Below are 18,106 nucleotides of genomic sequence, written 5' to 3' on the forward strand. Positions count from 1 at the left end.
GTGGGTCAGCTAGCGGTGATGGTGGATGTGTAGCCGCCTTCGCGAGCAGGCTCGCTCCCACAAGAGTGGACGTACAATGAACCATGGCCGACTAGTTGCCGGCCACCGTCCATGCTGGGGGAAAGCGTTAACCGACAGGCGAGATCGCCTGAGGAGGCTTTCAAATGGGTCCCTCATCACAAACCATCCTGCAGAACCGCGCCGCCGCCGGGCGACGCCTGGTGGAGCCGCTGCTCCCGTACGCCCATCGCGCCGATGTCATTGTCCTGGCCTTGCCCCGTGGCGGGGTGCCGGTGGCTTATGAAGTGGCCCAAGCGCTGGAGGTGCGCCTGGACCTGATGCTGGTGCGCAAGCTCGGGGTGCCGTCGCATCAGGAGTTCGCCATGGGCGCGATTGCCAGTGGCGGCATTCAGATTCTCAATGAACAGGCGCTGCGGGTGCACCCGATCGATAAGGCCGCGTTCGATGCCGTGGTCGACCGGGAGACGAAAGAGCTCAAGCGCCGTGAGCAGGTGTATCGCGGGTCGCGTCCGCCGCTGCAACTCAAGGATCAGGTGGTGATCCTGATCGACGACGGCCTGGCCACCGGCGCCTCGATGCTGGCGGCGATTCAGGCGGTGCGGGTGCATGCGCCGTCGACGATCGTGGTCGCCGTACCGGTGGCGCCGATTGAAACGGCCGAGGCGTTGCGCAGTGAGGTGGATGAACTGATCTGCCCGCTGATCCCCGAATGGCTGATGTCGATCGGTTATTTCTACATGGATTTTTCCCAGACGTCGGATAAGGAAGTCATGGATCTGTTGCAGCGGGCGTGGCAGCGTGAGCTTGAACAGTAGCGGATAAAGATCGGCGCCCTCGCTGGCTATCCCGTGGCCCGGCGTGCTTCACTCAAGGCTTGCGAGCCAAGGATTTTTTCCATTGCGATACGACCTCACGAGTCTCGATCTTTTCATCACGGTGGCGCAGGAGCGCAACCTGACCCGCGCAGCGCGGATCAAGCACCTGGCGGTGTCGGCGATCAGCAAGCGCATCACCGAACTGGAGGCCCAGGTCGGTTCACCGCTGTTGATCCGCAATGCCCGCGGCGTGGAATTAACGCCAGCCGGGCAGTCGATGCTGTTTTACGCGCGGCAATTGAAGCAGACCCTGGAACAGCTGGACAACGAACTGGGCGACTACGCCACCGGGGTCAAGGGCCATGTGCGGATTCATGCGATCACCTCGGCGCTGTCGCAGTTTCTGCCGGATGACGTGGCCGGGTTTGTCGCGCGGTACCCGCAAATCAAATTCGATATCGAGGAGCGGGTCGGCTCGGCGGTGATCCGCGCAGTGGCGGACGGCCGTGCCGATCTGGGGATTATTGCCGTGCAGACCGCGGCGCAAGGGCTGGAGACCTTGCCCTATCGCCATGACGAACTGACCCTGGTGGTGCCCGCCGAACATGCATTGGCAACGCGAAAATCGATACGCTTCGAGCAAGTGCTGGAGCATGAGTTTGTCGGGCCGCATCTGGAAAGTTCGATGCACACACTGCTGACCCGCGAAGCGGAAAAGCTGGGTCTGGCCCTGAAGTCGAGGATCCGCATCAGCAGTTTCGATTGCATGTGCCGCATGGTCTCGGCCGGGCTGGGGGTGGCGGTGCTGCCGCGCAGTGTGATCAATCAATACCTGCGCAGCCATAAGCTCAAGGCGGTGACCCTGGCCGAGCCTTGGGCGCGGCGCTCGCTGTTGCTGGTGTTCAAGAAGTACGAGGCGGTGTCGCCGACCATCAAGACCCTGATTGATCATCTGAAATTGCCCACGCAGTAGTACACACTTCCCCTTGTGGGAGCGAGCCTGCTCGCGAAGACGGTGTGTCAGTCGACATCATTGTTGGCTGATAGACCGCTTTCGCGAGCAGGCTCGCTCCCACAGGAAGGATGTGTGATACATCAGAGCGTTCTCCGATGGAGAACGCTGCCATGGTAAAGCATCAATTTTCATCGGCTTCGACTGCTCCTAGTATCGGCTCCCAAGAACACAAAAAAGCCGAGCGATACCCGCATGACCGAGCCTGCCACCGACCTTTTCTCCGATCTGTTGATCGACCGCGAATCCTTCGTTTACGTCGATCTGCACAAACTGCTTTCAGCCGATCAGGTGGTAAAGCTGCCGTATTCGATCCGCATCCTGCTGGAGAACGTCGCCCGTTGTTCACCCGAGGCGCTGCCCTCGGTGCTGGCCCGCGCCGTGGGGCAGGGGCCGGATTGCGAGGTGCCGTTTCAGCCCAATCGCCTGATGTTCCATGACACCACTTGCCTGCCGGCGCTTGCGGATTTTGCCGGGATGCGCGATGTGGTGGCCGAGCTGGGCGGTGACCCGAGCGCGATGAACCCGCTGATTCCTGCGGTGCTGACCATCGACCACTCGGTGATTGTCGAGCGCTATGCCCAAGCCGATGCCGTGGAACAGAACCTGGACATCGACTTTCGCCGCAACAGCGAGCGCTATCGCTTCATCAAATGGGCGCAAAAGAGCCTGGACAACTTCGGCGTGATTCCACCGGGCACCGGCATCATCCATCAAATGAACATGGAAGCGCTGGCGCAGGTGGTCTGGGAAAGCCAAACCGCGAATGGCCAGCGTTTGCTGCACCCGGACGACATGGTCGCCACCGACAGCCACACGCCGATGATCAACGCCATCGGGGTGCTGGGCTGGGGTGTCGGCGGGCTGGAAGGGCAGGCGGCGATGGTCGGCGAGCCGGTGCCGATCAGCTTTCCGCCGGTGATCGGTATCCGTGTCAGCAACAGGTTGCGGCCCGGCGTTACCGCCACCGATCTGTCGCTGCACGTGGCCGAAATCCTGCGTCAGCGTTCGGTGGTGGGCAAGTTTGTCGAGTTCACTGGCCCCGGGCTTTCGACCCTGAGTTGGGCGGCGCGCGGCACCGTATCGAACATGGCGCCAGAGTATGGTGCGACGGTGGTGTTTTTCCCGTTCGATGATGAAACCCTGGCATATCTGGAGCTGTCGGGGCGCTCAGCGGCGCTGCGTGAAAAAGTCGTCGGCTACATGAACGCCCAGCCGTTGTGGCGCCGGGATGACGTGCCCGAGCCGCACTTCGACGAGTTGATCGAACTGGATCTGGCGAGCATCGAGCCGAGCGTCGCCGGCCCCCATCAACCGCACCAGCGACGCAAACTGTCGGACGCGGCGGCGTCGTTTCGCGATGAAGTGTTGGGTGGTGCCAACCTGATCGCCGGGCCTGCCGGGCAGAGGTTTTTCGAGCCGTCGTTCCATGAGCCGATCAGCCACGGTGCAGTGGTCATGTCAGCCATCACCAGTTGCACCAATACGGCTAATCCGTCGCAGATGATTCAGGCCGGTTTGCTGGCGCGCAAGGCCCGTCAACTGGGTCTGACGCGCAAGCCTTGGGTCAAGACGTCGCTGTCGCCGGGCTCGCAAGTGGTGGCGGATTACCTGAAACACGCCGATTTGCTCGCTGATTTTTCGGCCCTGGGTTTCGACCTCGCCGGCTTTGGTTGCATGACCTGCATCGGCAACTCGGGCACGCTTGAAGAACACGTCGAAGCCTTCGCCGATCAAGGCCTCAAAGGCGTGGTGGTGCTGTCCGGCAATCGCAATTTCGAAGGCCGGGTCAACCCGAAAGTTCCGGCCGGTTACCTGGCATCGCCGGCCTTGTGCGTGGCCTACGCGATTGCCGGGACCATCGACATCGACCTCGACACACAGCCGCTGGCCCACCGTCACGACGGTCAACCGGTGTACCTGCGCGATCTGATGCCCAGTGATGCCGATGTTGCAGTGCAGGTGCGTGAAGTGGTCAAACCCGAATTTTTCCGCCAGCGCCTGGCGACTGTGTGGGACGGTACTCATCACTGGCAGGTGTTGTCCGCCGAGGGCAGTGTGCAGTTTGCGTGGAGCCCGCAGTCGACGTATTTGCGTCGGCCGCAGTACCTGGCGGACATCCAGGCCGAGCCGAAAACCAGCCTGGCCATCAGCGGTGCGCGGGTGTTGATGGTGCTGGGCGACAACGTCACCACCGACCACATTTCCCCGGCCGGGGCGATTCCGGCCGACAGCCTGGCGGGCCAGTGGCTGCTGGAACGGGGTGAAGATCCGCAGGACCTCAACCAGTACTCGACGCGGCGCAGTAATCACGAAGTGATGTTGCGCGGCGCCTTCACCAACCGCTCGGTGAAAAACCGCTTGCTCGGCGACCGGCAGCCGGGAGCCGGCGGCTGGGCGTGGAATGCCGATCACAGCGAATGCCTGCCGCTGTTCATGGCGGCCAGCAGTTACGCCGAACAGCAGCTGCCGATGGTGATGTTCGCCGGCATCAACTACGGCGCCGGTTCCAGCCGCGACTGGGCCGCCAAGGCGCAGGCACTGCTGGGCGTGAAAGCCGTGGTGGCGCGCAGCATCGAGCGGATTCATCGCAGCAACCTGATCGGCATGGGCGTCATCCCGTTGCAATTCAAGGATGGGCAAAGCGTCGATGACCTGGACTTGCAGGGCAACGAGCAGTTCGACTTCCTCGGTCTGGATGATCTCAAGGTCGGCGACAACCCCGTGACGATGCTGATCCGCCGCGCCCGTGGCCAATCGCAACCGGTGGAACTGGCTGTGCGCATCGATTCGCTGCAAGAGATTCGCTACCTGATCAATGGCGGTGTGTTGCCCTACGTGATCCGCAAAGTGGTGCAGCGAACGCGGCACTGATTCGGAATAAGGACCGGGAAGGCCCCGAACCCAGGCTTTTGCTGTCAACATTGCCGATAAACCCTCGACTGATTCAAGGAGACCCCCTCTATGTACGCCTATGTCGGGTCGCGCACGACCAAGGAGCGCAACGCTCGCGGTGAGGGCATCAGCGTTTACAAAGTGGATCAGGACGCGGGCACGCTGGCGCTGGTCCAAGTGGTCAAGGACCTGGTGAACCCATCGTTCCTCGCACTGAACAAAGCCTGCGATCGCCTGTACACCGTGCACGGCGACAAGAGCGATGTCAGTGCCTTGCGCATCGACAAGGCCAGCGGCAAGCTGACGTTCATCAATCGGCAAGGCTGCGAAGGCAAGAACCCGGTGCATCTGGCGCTGGACCCGACCGAGCGCTTCCTGGTGGTGTCCAACCACATCACCGGCTCCCTGGCGGTGATGAATGTCGAGAAGGATGGTTCGCTCGGTACGCTCAATCAGTTGCTGAAACTGGAAGGCCCATTGGGCCCGCACCGGGTCGAGCAGCCGTTCTCCAAACCGCATTTCAACCCGTTCGATCACACCGGCAATTTCGTCCTGGTGCCCGACAAAGGCCTGGACCGGATTTTCAGCTTCCGCTTCGACAACGGCACGCTGATCCCTGCCGCGCAACCCTTCGTGACCACCCGTGAAGGCGCCGGCCCTCGGCACCTGGCGTTGCACCCGACGGCACCGTTCGCCTACGTGATCAACGAGCTGGATTCGACCGTGACGACCTATCGCTTCAACCCGCAGGACGGTTCCTTGAAGCCGCTGCAAGTGGTGACCTCGCTGCCGTCGACCTTCACCGGCAACAGCCGTGCCTCGGAGATCGAAGTCGATCGCAGCGGCCGTTTCGTCTACGCCTCCAACCGCGGTTACGACAGCGTCGCGGCGTTTGCCATTGATCAGGGCACAGGGCTGTTGAGTCCGGTGGAGTTCATGCCCACCGACGGCAAGACGCCGCGCTTCTTCACGCTGACACCCAATGAGCGTTTCCTGTTTGCGCTCAACGAAGACAGCGACACCATCCTCTCGATGGCGGTCGATCCGCAAAAGGGCGGGCTGAGCAAGACCGGTTTCTCGGTGTCCACGGGAAGCCCGGTCTGCATGGTTTTTTCTACCTGAACACAAGCAGGCCTGAGCCTGTCCCGGCCCCTGACTGGAGCAAATGATGAGTGCTGTCACCCCCGCTGTTCTGCAAGACCTGGCCCCCGGCGGCGTGCTGCGCGCGGCGATCAATTTCGGCAATCCGGTGTTGGCGCAACAGGGCGAAGATGGCTCGCCGCGGGGTGTCTCGGTGGCCTTGGCCAGAGCCTTGGCCGAGGAGCTGGGCGTGCGCCTGCACATGCTGACTTTCGACGCGGCGGGCAAGGTGTTCGCCGCGTTGGAGGAGGGCGCGTGGAACGTCGCTTTCCTGGCCATCGAGCCAGTGCGCGAGCAGCAAATTGGCTTCAGCGAACCCTACGTGATCATCGAAGGCACTTATCTGGTGGCGGCCGATTCGCCCTATGTGACGGTCGACGATCTCGACCAACCCGGGCTGCGTCTGGCGGTCGGCAAGGGCGCGGCCTATGACCTGTTCCTGACCCGCACCCTGAAGCACGCGCAACTGGAACGGGCAGAAACCTCCGCCGCTGCGGTCGATCTGTTCTTTGACAAGGGCCTGGAGGCCGCCGCCGGCGTGCGCCAACCGTTGCAGAAAGTGGCCGAAGCGGACCGGCGTTATCGGGTGCTCGAAGGGGCGTTCACCGCCATTCGCCAGGCGATGGCGGTGCCTCGGCAGCGAGAGGCGGGAGCGGCTTACGTGAGAGCGTTCGTCGAGCGCAAGAAGGCGGACGGTTTCGTGCTCGCTGCACTCCAGGCCAGCGGCCAGGCGGATGTATCGGTTGCACCTCGGGTTTGAGCCTGGACAGGATTGACAGTCACCGAGTGAAATTGGCTACAGATAATCGCAAGTCCGTTCGGGGGTGGAATAAACGGCGGTTCTTTGCTTTAGTCCATCGTGCGTTCGACACCTCAAACCATGAGGGGCCATGGCCCCGGAGAGTCCCATGAACTCTCGATTTTCACGTTTCATCGCGATGGCTGTCATCCTTGTGCCGGGCGTTTTGCCCGGTGCCCATGCCGTCGAATATACCGACGTGAACGCCACCGCCAGCACCATCAGTTTCACCTACAACCAAATGGGGTCGAGGGTGTATGGCACCTTCGGCAAGTTCGAGGGCGAACTCGATTTTGATACCCGTCACCCCGAAGCGGCCCGCGCCAAACTCACCATCGAACTCGACAGCATCGATGCCGGCAGCGAAGACGCCAATACTGAATTGCAAAAACCTGCCTGGTTCGACACCGCCAGTTATCCGGTGGCGACTTTCGAGTCGACCCGGTTCAAGGACCTGGGCAACAGCCGCTACCGAATCACTGGCAATCTCACCCTCAGGGGACTGACCCGCGAGGTGACGGTACCGGTATTGCTGAAGGCGGAAAACGCCATCGGCATTTTCGACGGCGAACTGGTGCTCAAGCGCAGTGACTTCAAGATCGGCGACGGTGAGTGGGCCGACACGATGGTCTCCGATGGCATCAATATCCGGTTCCGGATGGTGGCGCCGCAGCACTGATGTTGCCGACCGTTGCAATGCAGACAAATCAACTTGGCATCATACGAAGACTTTTTGATCTTCCGATTTGCGTTTTCTGAGTTCGGCCAGCATCTCTCTTTCGTTCATTCCATTAGCCCAGGAAGGGCGTAGTTGAAAATGAGGTTGGTCCTTGAAACTTTTCCAGTTGCCACCCCAGTCCAGGCCCAGATCCATACCCAGTAACCCGAGGGCTTTGTACTTGGGTGAGCTGCCCAAGTAAGCGGTGCCTTCAAAAATGCCGATGTCAAACGCAATACCGAAATTATGGTTGGATTGCCCACCTTTGGCATTGGTGACTTTTGGGCCATTGTCAGGACGACCCTTGGCGTAGAGTGCATCCTGTTCGGCGTAAGTTCGATGTCCGCTGATGACTTTGGCTTGAATGCCGTTGAGTGCAGCTTTCTGAATGAGTGCGACGGCATAGGGTTGGACTTCCGGCAGCAAGGTTTCGATGTTTTTCTTGCTTCGGGCATCTAGCCCTGTCACCGCCGTACTCACCAGTGACGGTGCTTGATCGGGTATCAACCGCTTGGCGATGGCCGCCCAGGTCTGCGGGCCGGCTTTGCCGTCAACCTCGACGCCAAGCTCTTTCTGGACAGAGCGGATCAGTTTTTCAATGTCCATGTTTGTGCTCCAGTAACAATCAAAGATCAATAATAGCGTTTGATGTCGCTCTGTTGATCAGTAACCAATCGATAGATGTTGTGTTAAGTGTAAGTGTTTTATGGATGTTACGGATTTTGTAATTCTGGCTTTACAGTGGGCTCTGCTGTGGTGTTGTTAAGGGTTTGTTATTTATAAGTTAGATGGGTGAAAAGCCTCTGTTCTATTTATTTGAAATAATGTGGGTCTTGCTAATTTCGATTGTCTGTCTGTTTGGTGTTGTAATTGTGCGCGTAATTTTTATCGTTTTTACTTATGTGTTTGCAGGTTTCTTACTAACTTACTCATGCTTATTGTTGCTCGCTCCGAATGTGTTGAAATTTCTCAAGCGTTGGCTGAAAAGTTGGCGAGAGGACAATCGGAACTCCTCTGGACAGCTTCCTCCAGGAGGGCGCCCGATCCCCATTGCAGGAACCGGGCGCCAGTCGGGGTGACCTCATTTCACCGCTATCGGTACCGTCACGGACTTGCCGAATGTCGAACTGATGGTGACGGTCGGATTCGGTGCCGGGCCTGCGCCGGTGGTGGTGACCGATACCCGCCAGCGCGCCCCGGTGCCGGTTGGCGTGAGGATCGCGTTACCCAGGTTGAGTGGCCCGGCAGTGGTCGACGCGGTCACCGTCAGCGTGTTGCCGGTGCCGCGCGACGTGGTACCGGCCAGGTCCCATGTGTAGCGGCTGTTACTGCGGACCGAAACCGAAGCGCTGGTGACCACCAGGTCTTCGTTGACCGCCGCCGGCGTCACCGCCACAGACACCGTTGCCGGTTCCGAGACGGCATCCTTGGCGTCGCTGGCCTGGTAGGTGAAGGTTGCGGTGAACGGTGCGGTGACGGTGGACGGTGGCGTATAGATCACCCGCACGCCGTCGGTGCTGACCGTGCCCATGCCCGAATCCGGCTGGGCCAGGCCTACCACTTTGAGCGGCAGGTTACCGTCCGGGTCGGTGTCGTTGGCCAGAACGTTGATGGTCACCGGTTGCCCGTTACTGCTGGCAGCACTGTCAGGGTTGGCCACGGGTTTTTTGTTCGGGTCTTCGTTGTCATCATCGTCGTCATCACCATTGCCGCCATCGCCATTGCGGAAGGTCGGCAGCGCGGCGGAGGCGACGTAGGTGACACCGTCCCAGCCGGGCAGGGGCGTTGGCATCAGCTGGAACTGACCCGGGTGCTCGATATCCCAGCGCAGCAGCATCGAGGTGTCTTCGTGCTGGGTGTTGTGGCAGTGCTCCATGTAGGTCCCGGCGAACTCGCGGAAGTGGATCGCCATTTCCACGTCCACTGAACTGTCGATACCTTCGCCGATGCGATACACGTCCTTGCGCGCACCTTTTTCCCATTCCGGTGGCGCCTTGCCGTCGCGGCTGAGGATGATGCCTTCTTCGAAATGCACGTGCACCGGGTGATTCCAGCCGTTGCCGCCGTTCTTGATTTTCCACACTTCCAGCGTGCCGTCGCCGGTGTAACCGCCATCGGTCGGGCCGTTGGCCAATTGCGGGGCGGCGCTGAGCCGGCGCGTGTCCATGGTGTAGCCAAAACCGCCGTCAGTCTTGATGGTCCAGGGGGCTTCGTCGGTGCCGTCGGAGCGGCCGAAAATGAACTCGCGATGGCGCGCCACCTTGAGCCTGGCCTGGTCGGTGGGGCTGTTACGGTCGAGGGTCAGCGGAATCATGACCTTGCCCGCCGCCTTGCCCGGTTTCGCCGGTTCGTAATCCGCCGGGTTCATGCTGACGTCCTGGCCGCTGTAAGGCTGGACCACCAGTTGCATGAACTTGCCCACCACCGGGTCGCCCTTGTCCCACTCAGGACCTTTGCTGCCTTGCTTGATCACCGCCTTGTACTTCTCGGACAGCACGTCGGCCAGGCTCAGTGGGTCATCTTTCGGACCCTTGCCGGTCTGGTGTTCCATCAGGTTGACGAAGTACAGCTTGTCGCCGGTCTTGATCCCGTTTTTCGCGAAGTTGACGATGATGTCGAAGCGTTCGGCGATGCCCTGGGTCGGCAGGATGGCATTGTGGTTCTGCCTATCGCCGTCGCCGTCCAGGTCCATACTGCCGTCGAACGGCACGGCGTGTTCCATGAGGTTGCCGTCGTTGCCGATCATGTGGAACGGCACGCGGGTGTAGGACACCCCGGAACCCGACGGCCCCGGGAACTCGCCACCGTTGCCGGCGACTTCACGCACCAGGGCAATCCTGAAGTAGCGTGACACCGAGCCGTTGAGGATGCGGAAGCGATAACTGCGCGCCCGTACTTTCAGGCGTGGCTGGTACTGCCAGTTGACCAGGATCTGGTCGCCGAGAAAGCCGTCGGTGTTGAACGGGTTGAACCACAGCTGACCGTTCTGATCCCAGGCCTTGTCGGCGACCACCAGGTTGACGTCGTAGTCGCGGTTGCCCCAGGGCATTGCCGAACCGCTGGGCAGGCGCAGGTTGACGCCGTCCTCGATCGCTTCGTTGCCGCGATCCAGGGCGCTGTAGTAGTTCATCATCACCGCGTTGCCCTTGTAGACGTTCTGCGCGGTGAAATCGAGCATGTGGTCGTGGAACCAGTGGGTACTCATGGTTTCGCGCCAGTCGCCACGGATCTTGATCGTGCCGTTATCGCAGGTCTTGAGGCCGGGGGCGGCGTCGTTGACGAACAGTTTCTCGCCCGGTGCGCAGGGGAACGCCGCGCGTGGGTCTTCAGCCTTGGTGTTGATGGTGTCGTAACCGGCCAGTTGCAGCGGCCAGCGATAGTCGTAGTACTGCCCCGGAAAGAAAAACGCATTGGTGTAGCCGTCGCTTTCGGCCGGGGAGTGGCCGTTGTGTTCGTGGGTACTGATGGTGTGCAGGCCGAAACCCATGTTGGCGGCCGGATCGATGGGCAGGGCGTTGTAGTGACGCATCAGCAGCGGCTGGCCGTAGCGGACCATGAGCAGTTTGGGCGGCACGGTGCCGTCGAAGGTCCACAGCGAGTTGTGATTCTGCACCGGCATTTTCGAATGAAAGCGCACGTCGATGCCCTTGGTGGTGCCCGCCGTTTCCGGAATGTCGGAGGTCTGGTAGTAGAGCCCGCCGGGGGCGAATTCACCGACGGCGTAGTTGTGCAATTGCTTGCGGTCGCGCAGGCCGAGGTTGGTCCGTGCGCCGGCTTGTACGGTCTTGAAATCCACCTGCGGATAGAACTCGTTCCAGCGCTGGTGCGACCAGCCTTTTCCCGGTGGCCGTCCTTCGGCGGGCGAACCTACCGGGTGACGGTTGAGGAAGGTTTCGATCTGCGCTTTCCAGGGGTTGCGGTCCAGCACATTGGAATACTGCGACGGGAACGGGAACAACCCGGGCTGGCGCATGAAGGCATCCAGCGCGGCACTGGATGGGCCGCTGCGGGCGACGCTGTTCGGGTCCTGCTGCGGTGCCGGGCCTGTGGTGGGAACGGGGAAAGTCAGGGGGGGCGCCGGTATTGTCGGATCGAGTTTTTCGGTGCCGAATTCTTCGAACAGCAGCAGTTGCTGGGTGAACGGTTCGGCGCCGAACAGCGGGCTGGGTTTGCCGTTGGTGGGGTAGTTGAACGAGGTCTGCAAGCTCGGTGGCAGCACGTTGTCGGCCCGTGGCGTGTTGCGGTCACCGTACGCGCCGTTGGGCAAGGCCAGTGCGCCCTGGTTGGTCTCGGGCATGGTTTTCAGGGCTTCCAACGCGGCTGCCGGGTCGGCCGGCGGGTTGTAATAGGCCGAGGGGTCGGTCGGTGGCGGCTGGCTTTCGTCGTCCATCGGCGCCGCGCTGACCGAGGCCAGGCTGGCGGTGATCAGCATGACCGAGGCCACGCTTGACCTGCACATGAAGCTGAGCGAACTGAACGCGGGTGCTACGGTTTTCATTTGGTTTCCCCTGCAGACGTGCCAAATTGGCGAAACCCGCCATCCCCGATGCAGAGGGGACGACTGCGTTGCGGTACCAGCGGCGGTGCAACTGTTGCGCCATCATCGGGCAGGGGTAGATAACGTTCTGATTAATCAGCAAGTTGTTTCGAATTGTTTCGTGGCTGATTCAGTAAGCAGTGGGTGATATTCCTCATTTGCGGGGGAAATGCTCTTATTTCATTGGGTTACTATCACCATTCATGGGTGGTTGTTTGCTGATTCAGGACCGCTTTAAAGCCATTGAGAGTCGTTATCGAATTAATTTGTATCAGTTCTTTGCAGTCAATCAGGACGCACGAGCAAACCTCCCGGCGCGATATGATAGGCAGCCATCGCCCCCTCGGAGTCATCCCCCCGCAATGCCCCAGATCACCCATTTCAAAACACCGTGCCCCGAGCACATCAACAGCCAGATCCTGCAGATGGTGGTCGACAACCTGACCGACATCAGCATGGTTGCGATACCGCCGAGCAACCTGCTGTACAACGTTTACCAATACGCGATCGGTTATGAGGTACACCTGTATCTGGAGGCGTTGAACGGGGCGAAAGGGATCGATGTGGAGTTGATCGTTGCCACGGATCTGGATGACCCGGAACAGGTGATCGGTTTCCTGTTGTACCTGCCGGTCAAGGACGATCCCGAGGCTTGCGGCGTGGCCTACATGGCGGTGCACGCCGGTCATCGGCGCCAGGGCGTTGCGCGCCGGATGTTGCGGGAAATGGTCGGTCGTTATCCCCATGCCGAGTTGACCTGCGCAGTGGCCAAGGTGCCGTATTTCGAGGCGATGGGTTTTCAAGTGGTGGGCGCGCGCGCCACCCAGGTGCTGATGAACACCCGCGACCACGGCAGCGATGGCTTGATGGCGCTGCTGGACGTGGCGTCGATCTACAGCTCGCTGGAAGTGCGGCAGATCCATACGTATCTGCTGCAAAAACACGGCAAGCGGGCCATGCTCGATGCGGAGAAACAGCGGGATCGGCACCTGGACCAGCTGACGCGCAAGGCCAATGAATTTGTGCGCGAGCGGTTGGGGGAGGGGGCGGTGCCATTCAGTGGGCCGCGGTTGCGGTTGGTCTGATTCCAACTCGGTCCATGTGGGAGCGAGCCTGCTCGCGAAGAGGCCGGCACATCCGGCATTGATGTCGCCTGACACACCGCCTTCGTCGGAACGCCGCCCGGAGCCGGCTCGCTCCCACAATGGTTTGTACTCAGGACAGCTTCACATTCATCGTAATCCGCGCTGTAAATACCTTCTTGCCCTCAACGTCGTGAATGTCCACCGGCACGATTTTGTCGCCTTCCGTCGTCCAGTCCACCGCCTCGCCGTCAGCCACCGCCGTCACATCACTCTTGGCCTTGGCCAGGTATTCGACTGTCATGCCCTTGGGAATCCAGCGTGCGCCGGCGGGGATGGACACGTCGGTCATCATCCCGGCGGCCAGTTCGGCGGCGTTGCACATCGCAATCGCGTGAACGGTGCCCAAGTGGTTGGTGATCTCCCGGGCGAACGGCACCTGCACGCTGGCCGAGCCTTTGCGCAAGTCCGTGACCAGCGGGTTGATGGTGGAGAAGTACGGCGCCACCTTGCAGGCCATCTGGCTGAACGCTTGCGGGCCTGCGCTGTTGAACATGGTTAGGAACTGACTCATGTAAAAGCCTCTCTGGATGATGGATTTACGGAATATTGTTCCGTAACAGAATAATGTTCTGTGACAGAACAGTATTCTGTCGGTAGGAAATCTGTCAACCTAGCGCCACTTGTCCGTTGGCAACCGCCAGCCATTACCCACGTTTTTTTGGTCTGTGTTGAGTATGGAAACTTCAGATTTACTCGAGCGCTGCTACCCCGGTCGTCGCGCCGAACTCAAGCGCGACATTTTTCGCAACGCCCTCAAGCTGTTCAACGAACAGGGGATCGAGGCGACCACCATCGAGATGATCCGCGCGCAATGCGATACCAGCGTCGGCGCGATCTACCATCATTTCGGCAACAAGGAAGGCCTGGTGGCCGCGTTGTTTTTCACCGCGCTGGATGACCAGGCCAGGCTGCGCGATAGCTACATGGCCGATGCCGCCAGCACCCAGGAGGGTGTATACGCCCTGGTGCACAGCTACGTGGATTGGGTCGACAGCCAGCCCGAATGGGCACGTTTCCAGTACCACGCGCGATTTGCCGTGACCAAGGGGCCGCACAAGGACGAACTGGCCACCCGCAACAAAGCGCGCAACAAAATGCTGTTGGAGTGGCTGTCCGATCCGGCGCATCGGGATCAGTTGGGGGGCTTTGCGGCCGAGTTGATGCCGTCGCTGATCATCGGCCAGGCCGACAGCTACTGCCGCGCCTGGTTGTCGGGCCGGGTCAAGGGGAGCCCGAAGGCCTACCGGGAGATGCTGGCCGAGGCGGCATGGCGGTCGGTTGCTGCTCCTGAATCCTTATGACCCCCCTGTGGGAGCGAGCCTGCTCGCGAAAGCGGTGTGTCAGTCGACATTGATATTGAAGCTGAAGGCCTCTTCGCGAGCAGGCTCGCTCCCACAAGGGATTTGGATGGCTGTCGGGAAAGTGCGAAGCCCGGGAAAGTGCCGGGCTTTTAAGTGTCTGGATTTCGCGCAGGTTAAAAAAGAGCCTCAAAGCTCTTTGATGGGGAGGAAGTGGAGCCATTGAGGCTCAAGATGCGCATGAAGCAGGCGGTGAGCTTGATAGGGGTTCAATGCACTCACCACCTACGCAACGGCTTGAGCAAGCAAGCGGCTGCGCATAATCATCGTAGAAAGATGGGGGTTCGCCCTCAAGTACCGCTAGTCGAATCCCCCCAGAACGGTCAGCTTCTGCGAGGCTGTTCACCCGGCCAACCCGCCTGATTCAAGGCCTTGAGCAGTGTCTCGGCGTCCAGCCCCGGTACCCCATGCCCGTTACCTTCGGTCGTTTCGGCGGCGAGCAAGGCGTTGATGATCGCTTCCTCCACGGCTTCGGTGGCCGCCAGGAACAATTCGCTGATGTGATCGTTATTGACCATGCTCAGGTGGTCGGTGGTCGGCGCGCGTTTGCTCTCATAGGCAGCGGGTGGCACGTGCGCGTTGCCGGTGGCGAAGGCGATGAAAATGTCGCCGCTGTGGTCTTCATTACCGCCGCCGGTGCGGGCCAGGCCGAGGCTGGCGCGTTGTGCTAGGCGCGTGCATTGATGCGGCAGCAACGGTGCATCGGTGGCCAGGCAGACCACGATCGAACCCATGCCCGGGTGTGGCAATGAAGCCTTGAGAAACGGCGAGTCGACCTGTTCCATGTAACGCCCGACCGGGTAACCGTCGACACGCAGTTCATGGCGGATACCATGGTTGGCCTGGACGATGGCGCCGACGGTCCAGCCGCCCTGGGCACTGTTCAAACGCCGCGACGCAGTGCCAATGCCACCCTTGAATTCGTGGCAGATCATGCCGCTGCCACCCCCCACATTGCCTTCGACCACCGGGCCGCCTACCGCCGTGCGCACTGCTTCGGCCACGTGTTCGGGCTTTACGTGGAAACCGTTGATGTCGTTGAGCAATCCGTCGAAGGTCTCCAGCACCACCGGCATGTTCCAGTAGAGCCGCCCGTCATCCGGTTGCTGCTCACGGTCCACAACGATCAGCGCATCACGCACCACACCGAGGCTGTGGGTGTTGGTGAAAGCGATCGGGCTGGTCAACAGGCCAGCCTCGCGAATCCACTCAAGCCCCGTGGCATCACCGTTGCCGTTGAGTACATGGACACCGGCAAAACATGGCTGCTGGCTGGTGGAACCGGCACGCGGTTCGATTACGGTGACACCCGTCAGGATGTCACGACCCTGGGCGGTACGACCTCGCACATTGCTGTGGCCGACCCGCACGCCGGGTACATCGGTGATGGCGTTGAGAGGGCCGGGTTGCAGTTGGCCAAACTGAATGTTCAGGTCGCGGGCACGTGGTTTCATGGGGATTCTCATCTTCGATTCGTGGCAGGAAAAAGTTATCTGGTTGGGCGCAAAAACTGTGGGCGCGAGCCTGCTCGCGAAGACGGTGTGCCAGTCGACATAGGTATTACCTGACACATCGCTTTCGCGAGCAGGCTAGCTCCCACAAGTGATTTGCAGTGAGTGGATTACTGTCCGTTCTTGACCTTGCTCCAGATCCGCGTGCGCACGCGCTCGGTCGCCGGCGGCAAAGGTTGCAAGGTGAACAACGTGGCCAGCGCTTCGGCCGATGGATAAACGGCAGGATTGGTCCGGGTCGCTTCGGCCACCAACGCAGTCGCATTGCGGTTGCCGTTGGGGTAGTTGAGGTGGTTACTGACCGGGGCGATGACTTCGGCGCGCATCAGGTAATCGATGAAGGCCAGGCCCTGCTGCGGATGCGGTGCGTCCTTGAGCAACACCAGCGTGTCGAACCATACCGGCGCGCCTTCCTTGGGCAGGCTGTAGGCGATCTTCACGCCGTTGCCCGCCTGTTCGGCGGTGGTCTTGGCTTCCAGCATCGCCCCGGACCAACCCACTGCCACGCAGATGTTGCCGTTGGACAGGTCGCTGATGAATTTCGACGAGTTGAAGTAGGCAATATGCGGGCGCAACTTGAGCAGCAACGCTTCGGCCTTCTTGTAATCCTCGGGGTGGGTGCTGTTGGGTGGCAGGCCCAGGTAGTGCAGGGCGACGGGCAGCATTTCCGCAGGGGAGTCGAGCATCGCCACGCCGCATTCGCCGAGTTTGGCCAGGTTCTCTTCCTTGAGCACCAGGTCCCAGGAATCCACCGGCGCCTTGTCGCCGAGCACGGCACGCACCTTGTCGATGTTGTAGCCGATGCCGTTGGTCCCCCACAGGTACGGCACGGCGTATTGGTTGCCCGGATCGTTGTTGGCCAGTTTCGCCAACAGGTCGGTGTCCATGTTCTTGAAGTCGGGCATTTGGGCCCGGGGTAATGGCGCCAGCGCGCCGGCCTTGATCAGCGTCGGCAGGCTGAAGTTGCTGGCCACCACCACGTCGTAGCCGCTGCGGCTGGTCAGCAGTTTGCCTTCCAGCACTTCGGCGCTGTCGAAGGTGTCGTAGACCGGCTGGATCCCGGTGTCACGCTTGAAGTCTTGCAGGGTATCGGGACCGATGTAGTCGTACCAGTTGTACACGTGGACGGTCGGGACTTCGGCAGCAACCGCCGACAGCGAGGCCGCCAGGCAGGCGCCCAGGCCCAGATTGAAATACGAGCGGTGACCACTCATGATGCGGCACTCCTGGCCTGCTGCGGCCGGTGATATTCAGGAGCTTGCAGCGTATCGACCGGGGTGGCCGTTACCCATTCCCATCATGGGTTACTCGAAAGGGGTAGTGCGTGGACGCGTTGTTGAAAGAGTTGCCGCTGCACCAGGGCCTGGCGCGGGTGTTCGGTGCGTTGGGCGAGGACGGATTCTGGCGGGCGCTGGTCGACACCCTGCGCCTGCTGGTGCCGCTGGACAATGCGCTGGTCGCGGTGATGCAGCCCGGTCGGGTGCCGCGCCTGCTGATCGATTTTGACGCAAAAGGCAGCGGCGACGAGCACGAGGAACTGGCCGATTACAGCGCCGGCATGTACCTGCTCGATCCGTTCTACCTGGCCGTGTGCGCCGGCATCGCCGACGGCTTGCACAGCCTCGACTCGGTGGCGCCCGACCAGTTCCAGCAAAGCGAGTACTACCTCAGCTACTTCCGCTCGGTGGTCGGCGGTGACGAGTTGCAGTTCATGGTTAACCTCGATGGCGCCGTGCTCGGCCTGTCCCTGGGACGCTCGACCCGCTTCAGCCTTGAAGAGCAGGGCCGTCTGCTGTGCGTGCGCGACTGGGTGCTGGCCGCCATGCGTCGACACTTGCAACTGCTGTCGCCGGAAGGTCCGGTTGCCGAACCTGCGGCCGGTGACCTGGCAACCCTGCTCGACCGCTTCGACGCACGCCTGTCAGCCCGCGAAATCGAAACCGCACGGCTGATTCTCCAGGGCTTCTCCAGCAAGGCCATCGCCCAGCAGATGGGTATTTCCCCGGAGACGGTGAAGGTCCATCGGCGCAACCTCTATCACAAGCTCAATGTGAACGGGCATGGGGAGTTGTTTGCGTTGGTGTTGCAGCCGCGTCAGGCAGGATTGTCCTGGTGATCATGCCGCCGCCTTCGCGAGCAGGCTCGCTCCCACAAT

General features: G+C 60.9%; 14 protein-coding genes. 9 read left to right on the forward strand and 5 right to left on the reverse strand.

What is annotated here, in order from left to right:
- The first annotated feature begins 164 nt into the window (after positions 1-164).
- From ACW9HW_RS22100 to ACW9HW_RS22125, 6 genes are all read left to right on the forward strand, one after another.
- Complete coding sequence (locus tag ACW9HW_RS22100) at positions 165-836, forward strand: phosphoribosyltransferase (protein WP_457401751.1); 672 nt, start codon at positions 165-167, stop codon at positions 834-836.
- A gap of 82 nt (positions 837-918) precedes the next feature.
- Positions 919-1,809: a LysR family transcriptional regulator gene (locus ACW9HW_RS22105; RefSeq protein ID WP_457401752.1), complete on the forward strand. Its 891-nt coding sequence runs from the start codon at positions 919-921 to the stop codon at positions 1,807-1,809.
- Between the two features lie 234 nt (positions 1,810-2,043).
- Entirely contained in the window at positions 2,044-4,722 is a 2,679-nt protein-coding gene (acnA, locus tag ACW9HW_RS22110; RefSeq protein ID WP_457401753.1) for an aconitate hydratase AcnA, read from the forward strand.
- A gap of 90 nt (positions 4,723-4,812) precedes the next feature.
- Complete coding sequence (locus ACW9HW_RS22115) at positions 4,813-5,865, forward strand: lactonase family protein (protein WP_457401754.1); 1,053 nt, start codon at positions 4,813-4,815, stop codon at positions 5,863-5,865.
- Between the two features lie 46 nt (positions 5,866-5,911).
- Positions 5,912-6,643 carry a transporter substrate-binding domain-containing protein gene (locus ACW9HW_RS22120; RefSeq protein WP_457401755.1) on the forward strand — a complete coding sequence of 244 codons (732 nt, stop codon included), beginning with the start codon at positions 5,912-5,914 and terminating at the stop codon, positions 6,641-6,643.
- A gap of 148 nt (positions 6,644-6,791) precedes the next feature.
- On the forward strand, positions 6,792-7,361 hold the full coding sequence (locus tag ACW9HW_RS22125; protein ID WP_457401756.1) for a YceI family protein: 570 nt from the start codon (positions 6,792-6,794) through the stop codon (positions 7,359-7,361).
- 39 nt (positions 7,362-7,400) lie between these two features.
- On the opposite strand, the gene ACW9HW_RS22130 is transcribed toward ACW9HW_RS22125, so the two are convergent.
- Complete coding sequence (locus tag ACW9HW_RS22130; RefSeq protein ID WP_457401757.1) at positions 7,401-8,006, reverse strand: M15 family metallopeptidase; 606 nt, start codon at positions 8,004-8,006, stop codon at positions 7,401-7,403.
- A gap of 475 nt (positions 8,007-8,481) precedes the next feature.
- The gene (locus ACW9HW_RS22135; protein ID WP_457401759.1) at positions 8,482-11,898 is read right to left on the reverse strand and encodes an Ig-like domain-containing protein; all 3,417 of its coding nucleotides are present in this window, start codon (positions 11,896-11,898) and stop codon (positions 8,482-8,484) included.
- 401 nt (positions 11,899-12,299) lie between these two features.
- Between ACW9HW_RS22135 and ACW9HW_RS22140 the strand changes: the two genes are divergently transcribed.
- Positions 12,300-13,022 (forward strand): GNAT family N-acetyltransferase, encoded by a 723-nt coding sequence (locus ACW9HW_RS22140; protein WP_457401760.1) that lies wholly within the window; start codon positions 12,300-12,302, stop codon positions 13,020-13,022.
- 130 nt (positions 13,023-13,152) lie between these two features.
- On the opposite strand, the gene ACW9HW_RS22145 is transcribed toward ACW9HW_RS22140, so the two are convergent.
- Positions 13,153-13,593 (reverse strand): hotdog fold domain-containing protein, encoded by a 441-nt coding sequence (locus ACW9HW_RS22145; protein ID WP_457401761.1) that lies wholly within the window; start codon positions 13,591-13,593, stop codon positions 13,153-13,155.
- Between the two features lie 163 nt (positions 13,594-13,756).
- On the opposite strand from ACW9HW_RS22145, the gene ACW9HW_RS22150 reads away from it, so the two are divergent.
- Complete coding sequence (locus ACW9HW_RS22150) at positions 13,757-14,383, forward strand: TetR/AcrR family transcriptional regulator (RefSeq protein WP_457401762.1); 627 nt, start codon at positions 13,757-13,759, stop codon at positions 14,381-14,383.
- A gap of 380 nt (positions 14,384-14,763) precedes the next feature.
- On the opposite strand, the gene ACW9HW_RS22155 is transcribed toward ACW9HW_RS22150, so the two are convergent.
- Both ACW9HW_RS22155 and ACW9HW_RS22160 read right to left on the reverse strand, forming a co-directional pair.
- Complete coding sequence (locus ACW9HW_RS22155; RefSeq protein ID WP_095192582.1) at positions 14,764-15,894, reverse strand: DmpA family aminopeptidase; 1,131 nt, start codon at positions 15,892-15,894, stop codon at positions 14,764-14,766.
- A 167-nt stretch (positions 15,895-16,061) separates the two neighbouring features.
- Positions 16,062-17,165 carry a polyamine ABC transporter substrate-binding protein gene (locus tag ACW9HW_RS22160; protein ID WP_095192581.1) on the reverse strand — a complete coding sequence of 368 codons (1,104 nt, stop codon included), beginning with the start codon at positions 17,163-17,165 and terminating at the stop codon, positions 16,062-16,064.
- Positions 17,166-17,275: 110 nt separating this feature from the next.
- Between ACW9HW_RS22160 and ACW9HW_RS22165 the strand changes: the two genes are divergently transcribed.
- Entirely contained in the window at positions 17,276-18,067 is a 792-nt protein-coding gene (locus ACW9HW_RS22165; protein WP_457401763.1) for a helix-turn-helix transcriptional regulator, read from the forward strand.
- The last annotated feature ends 39 nt before the right edge of the window (positions 18,068-18,106 follow it).

This window comes from Pseudomonas sp. SDO5532_S415 (assembly GCF_054071155.1).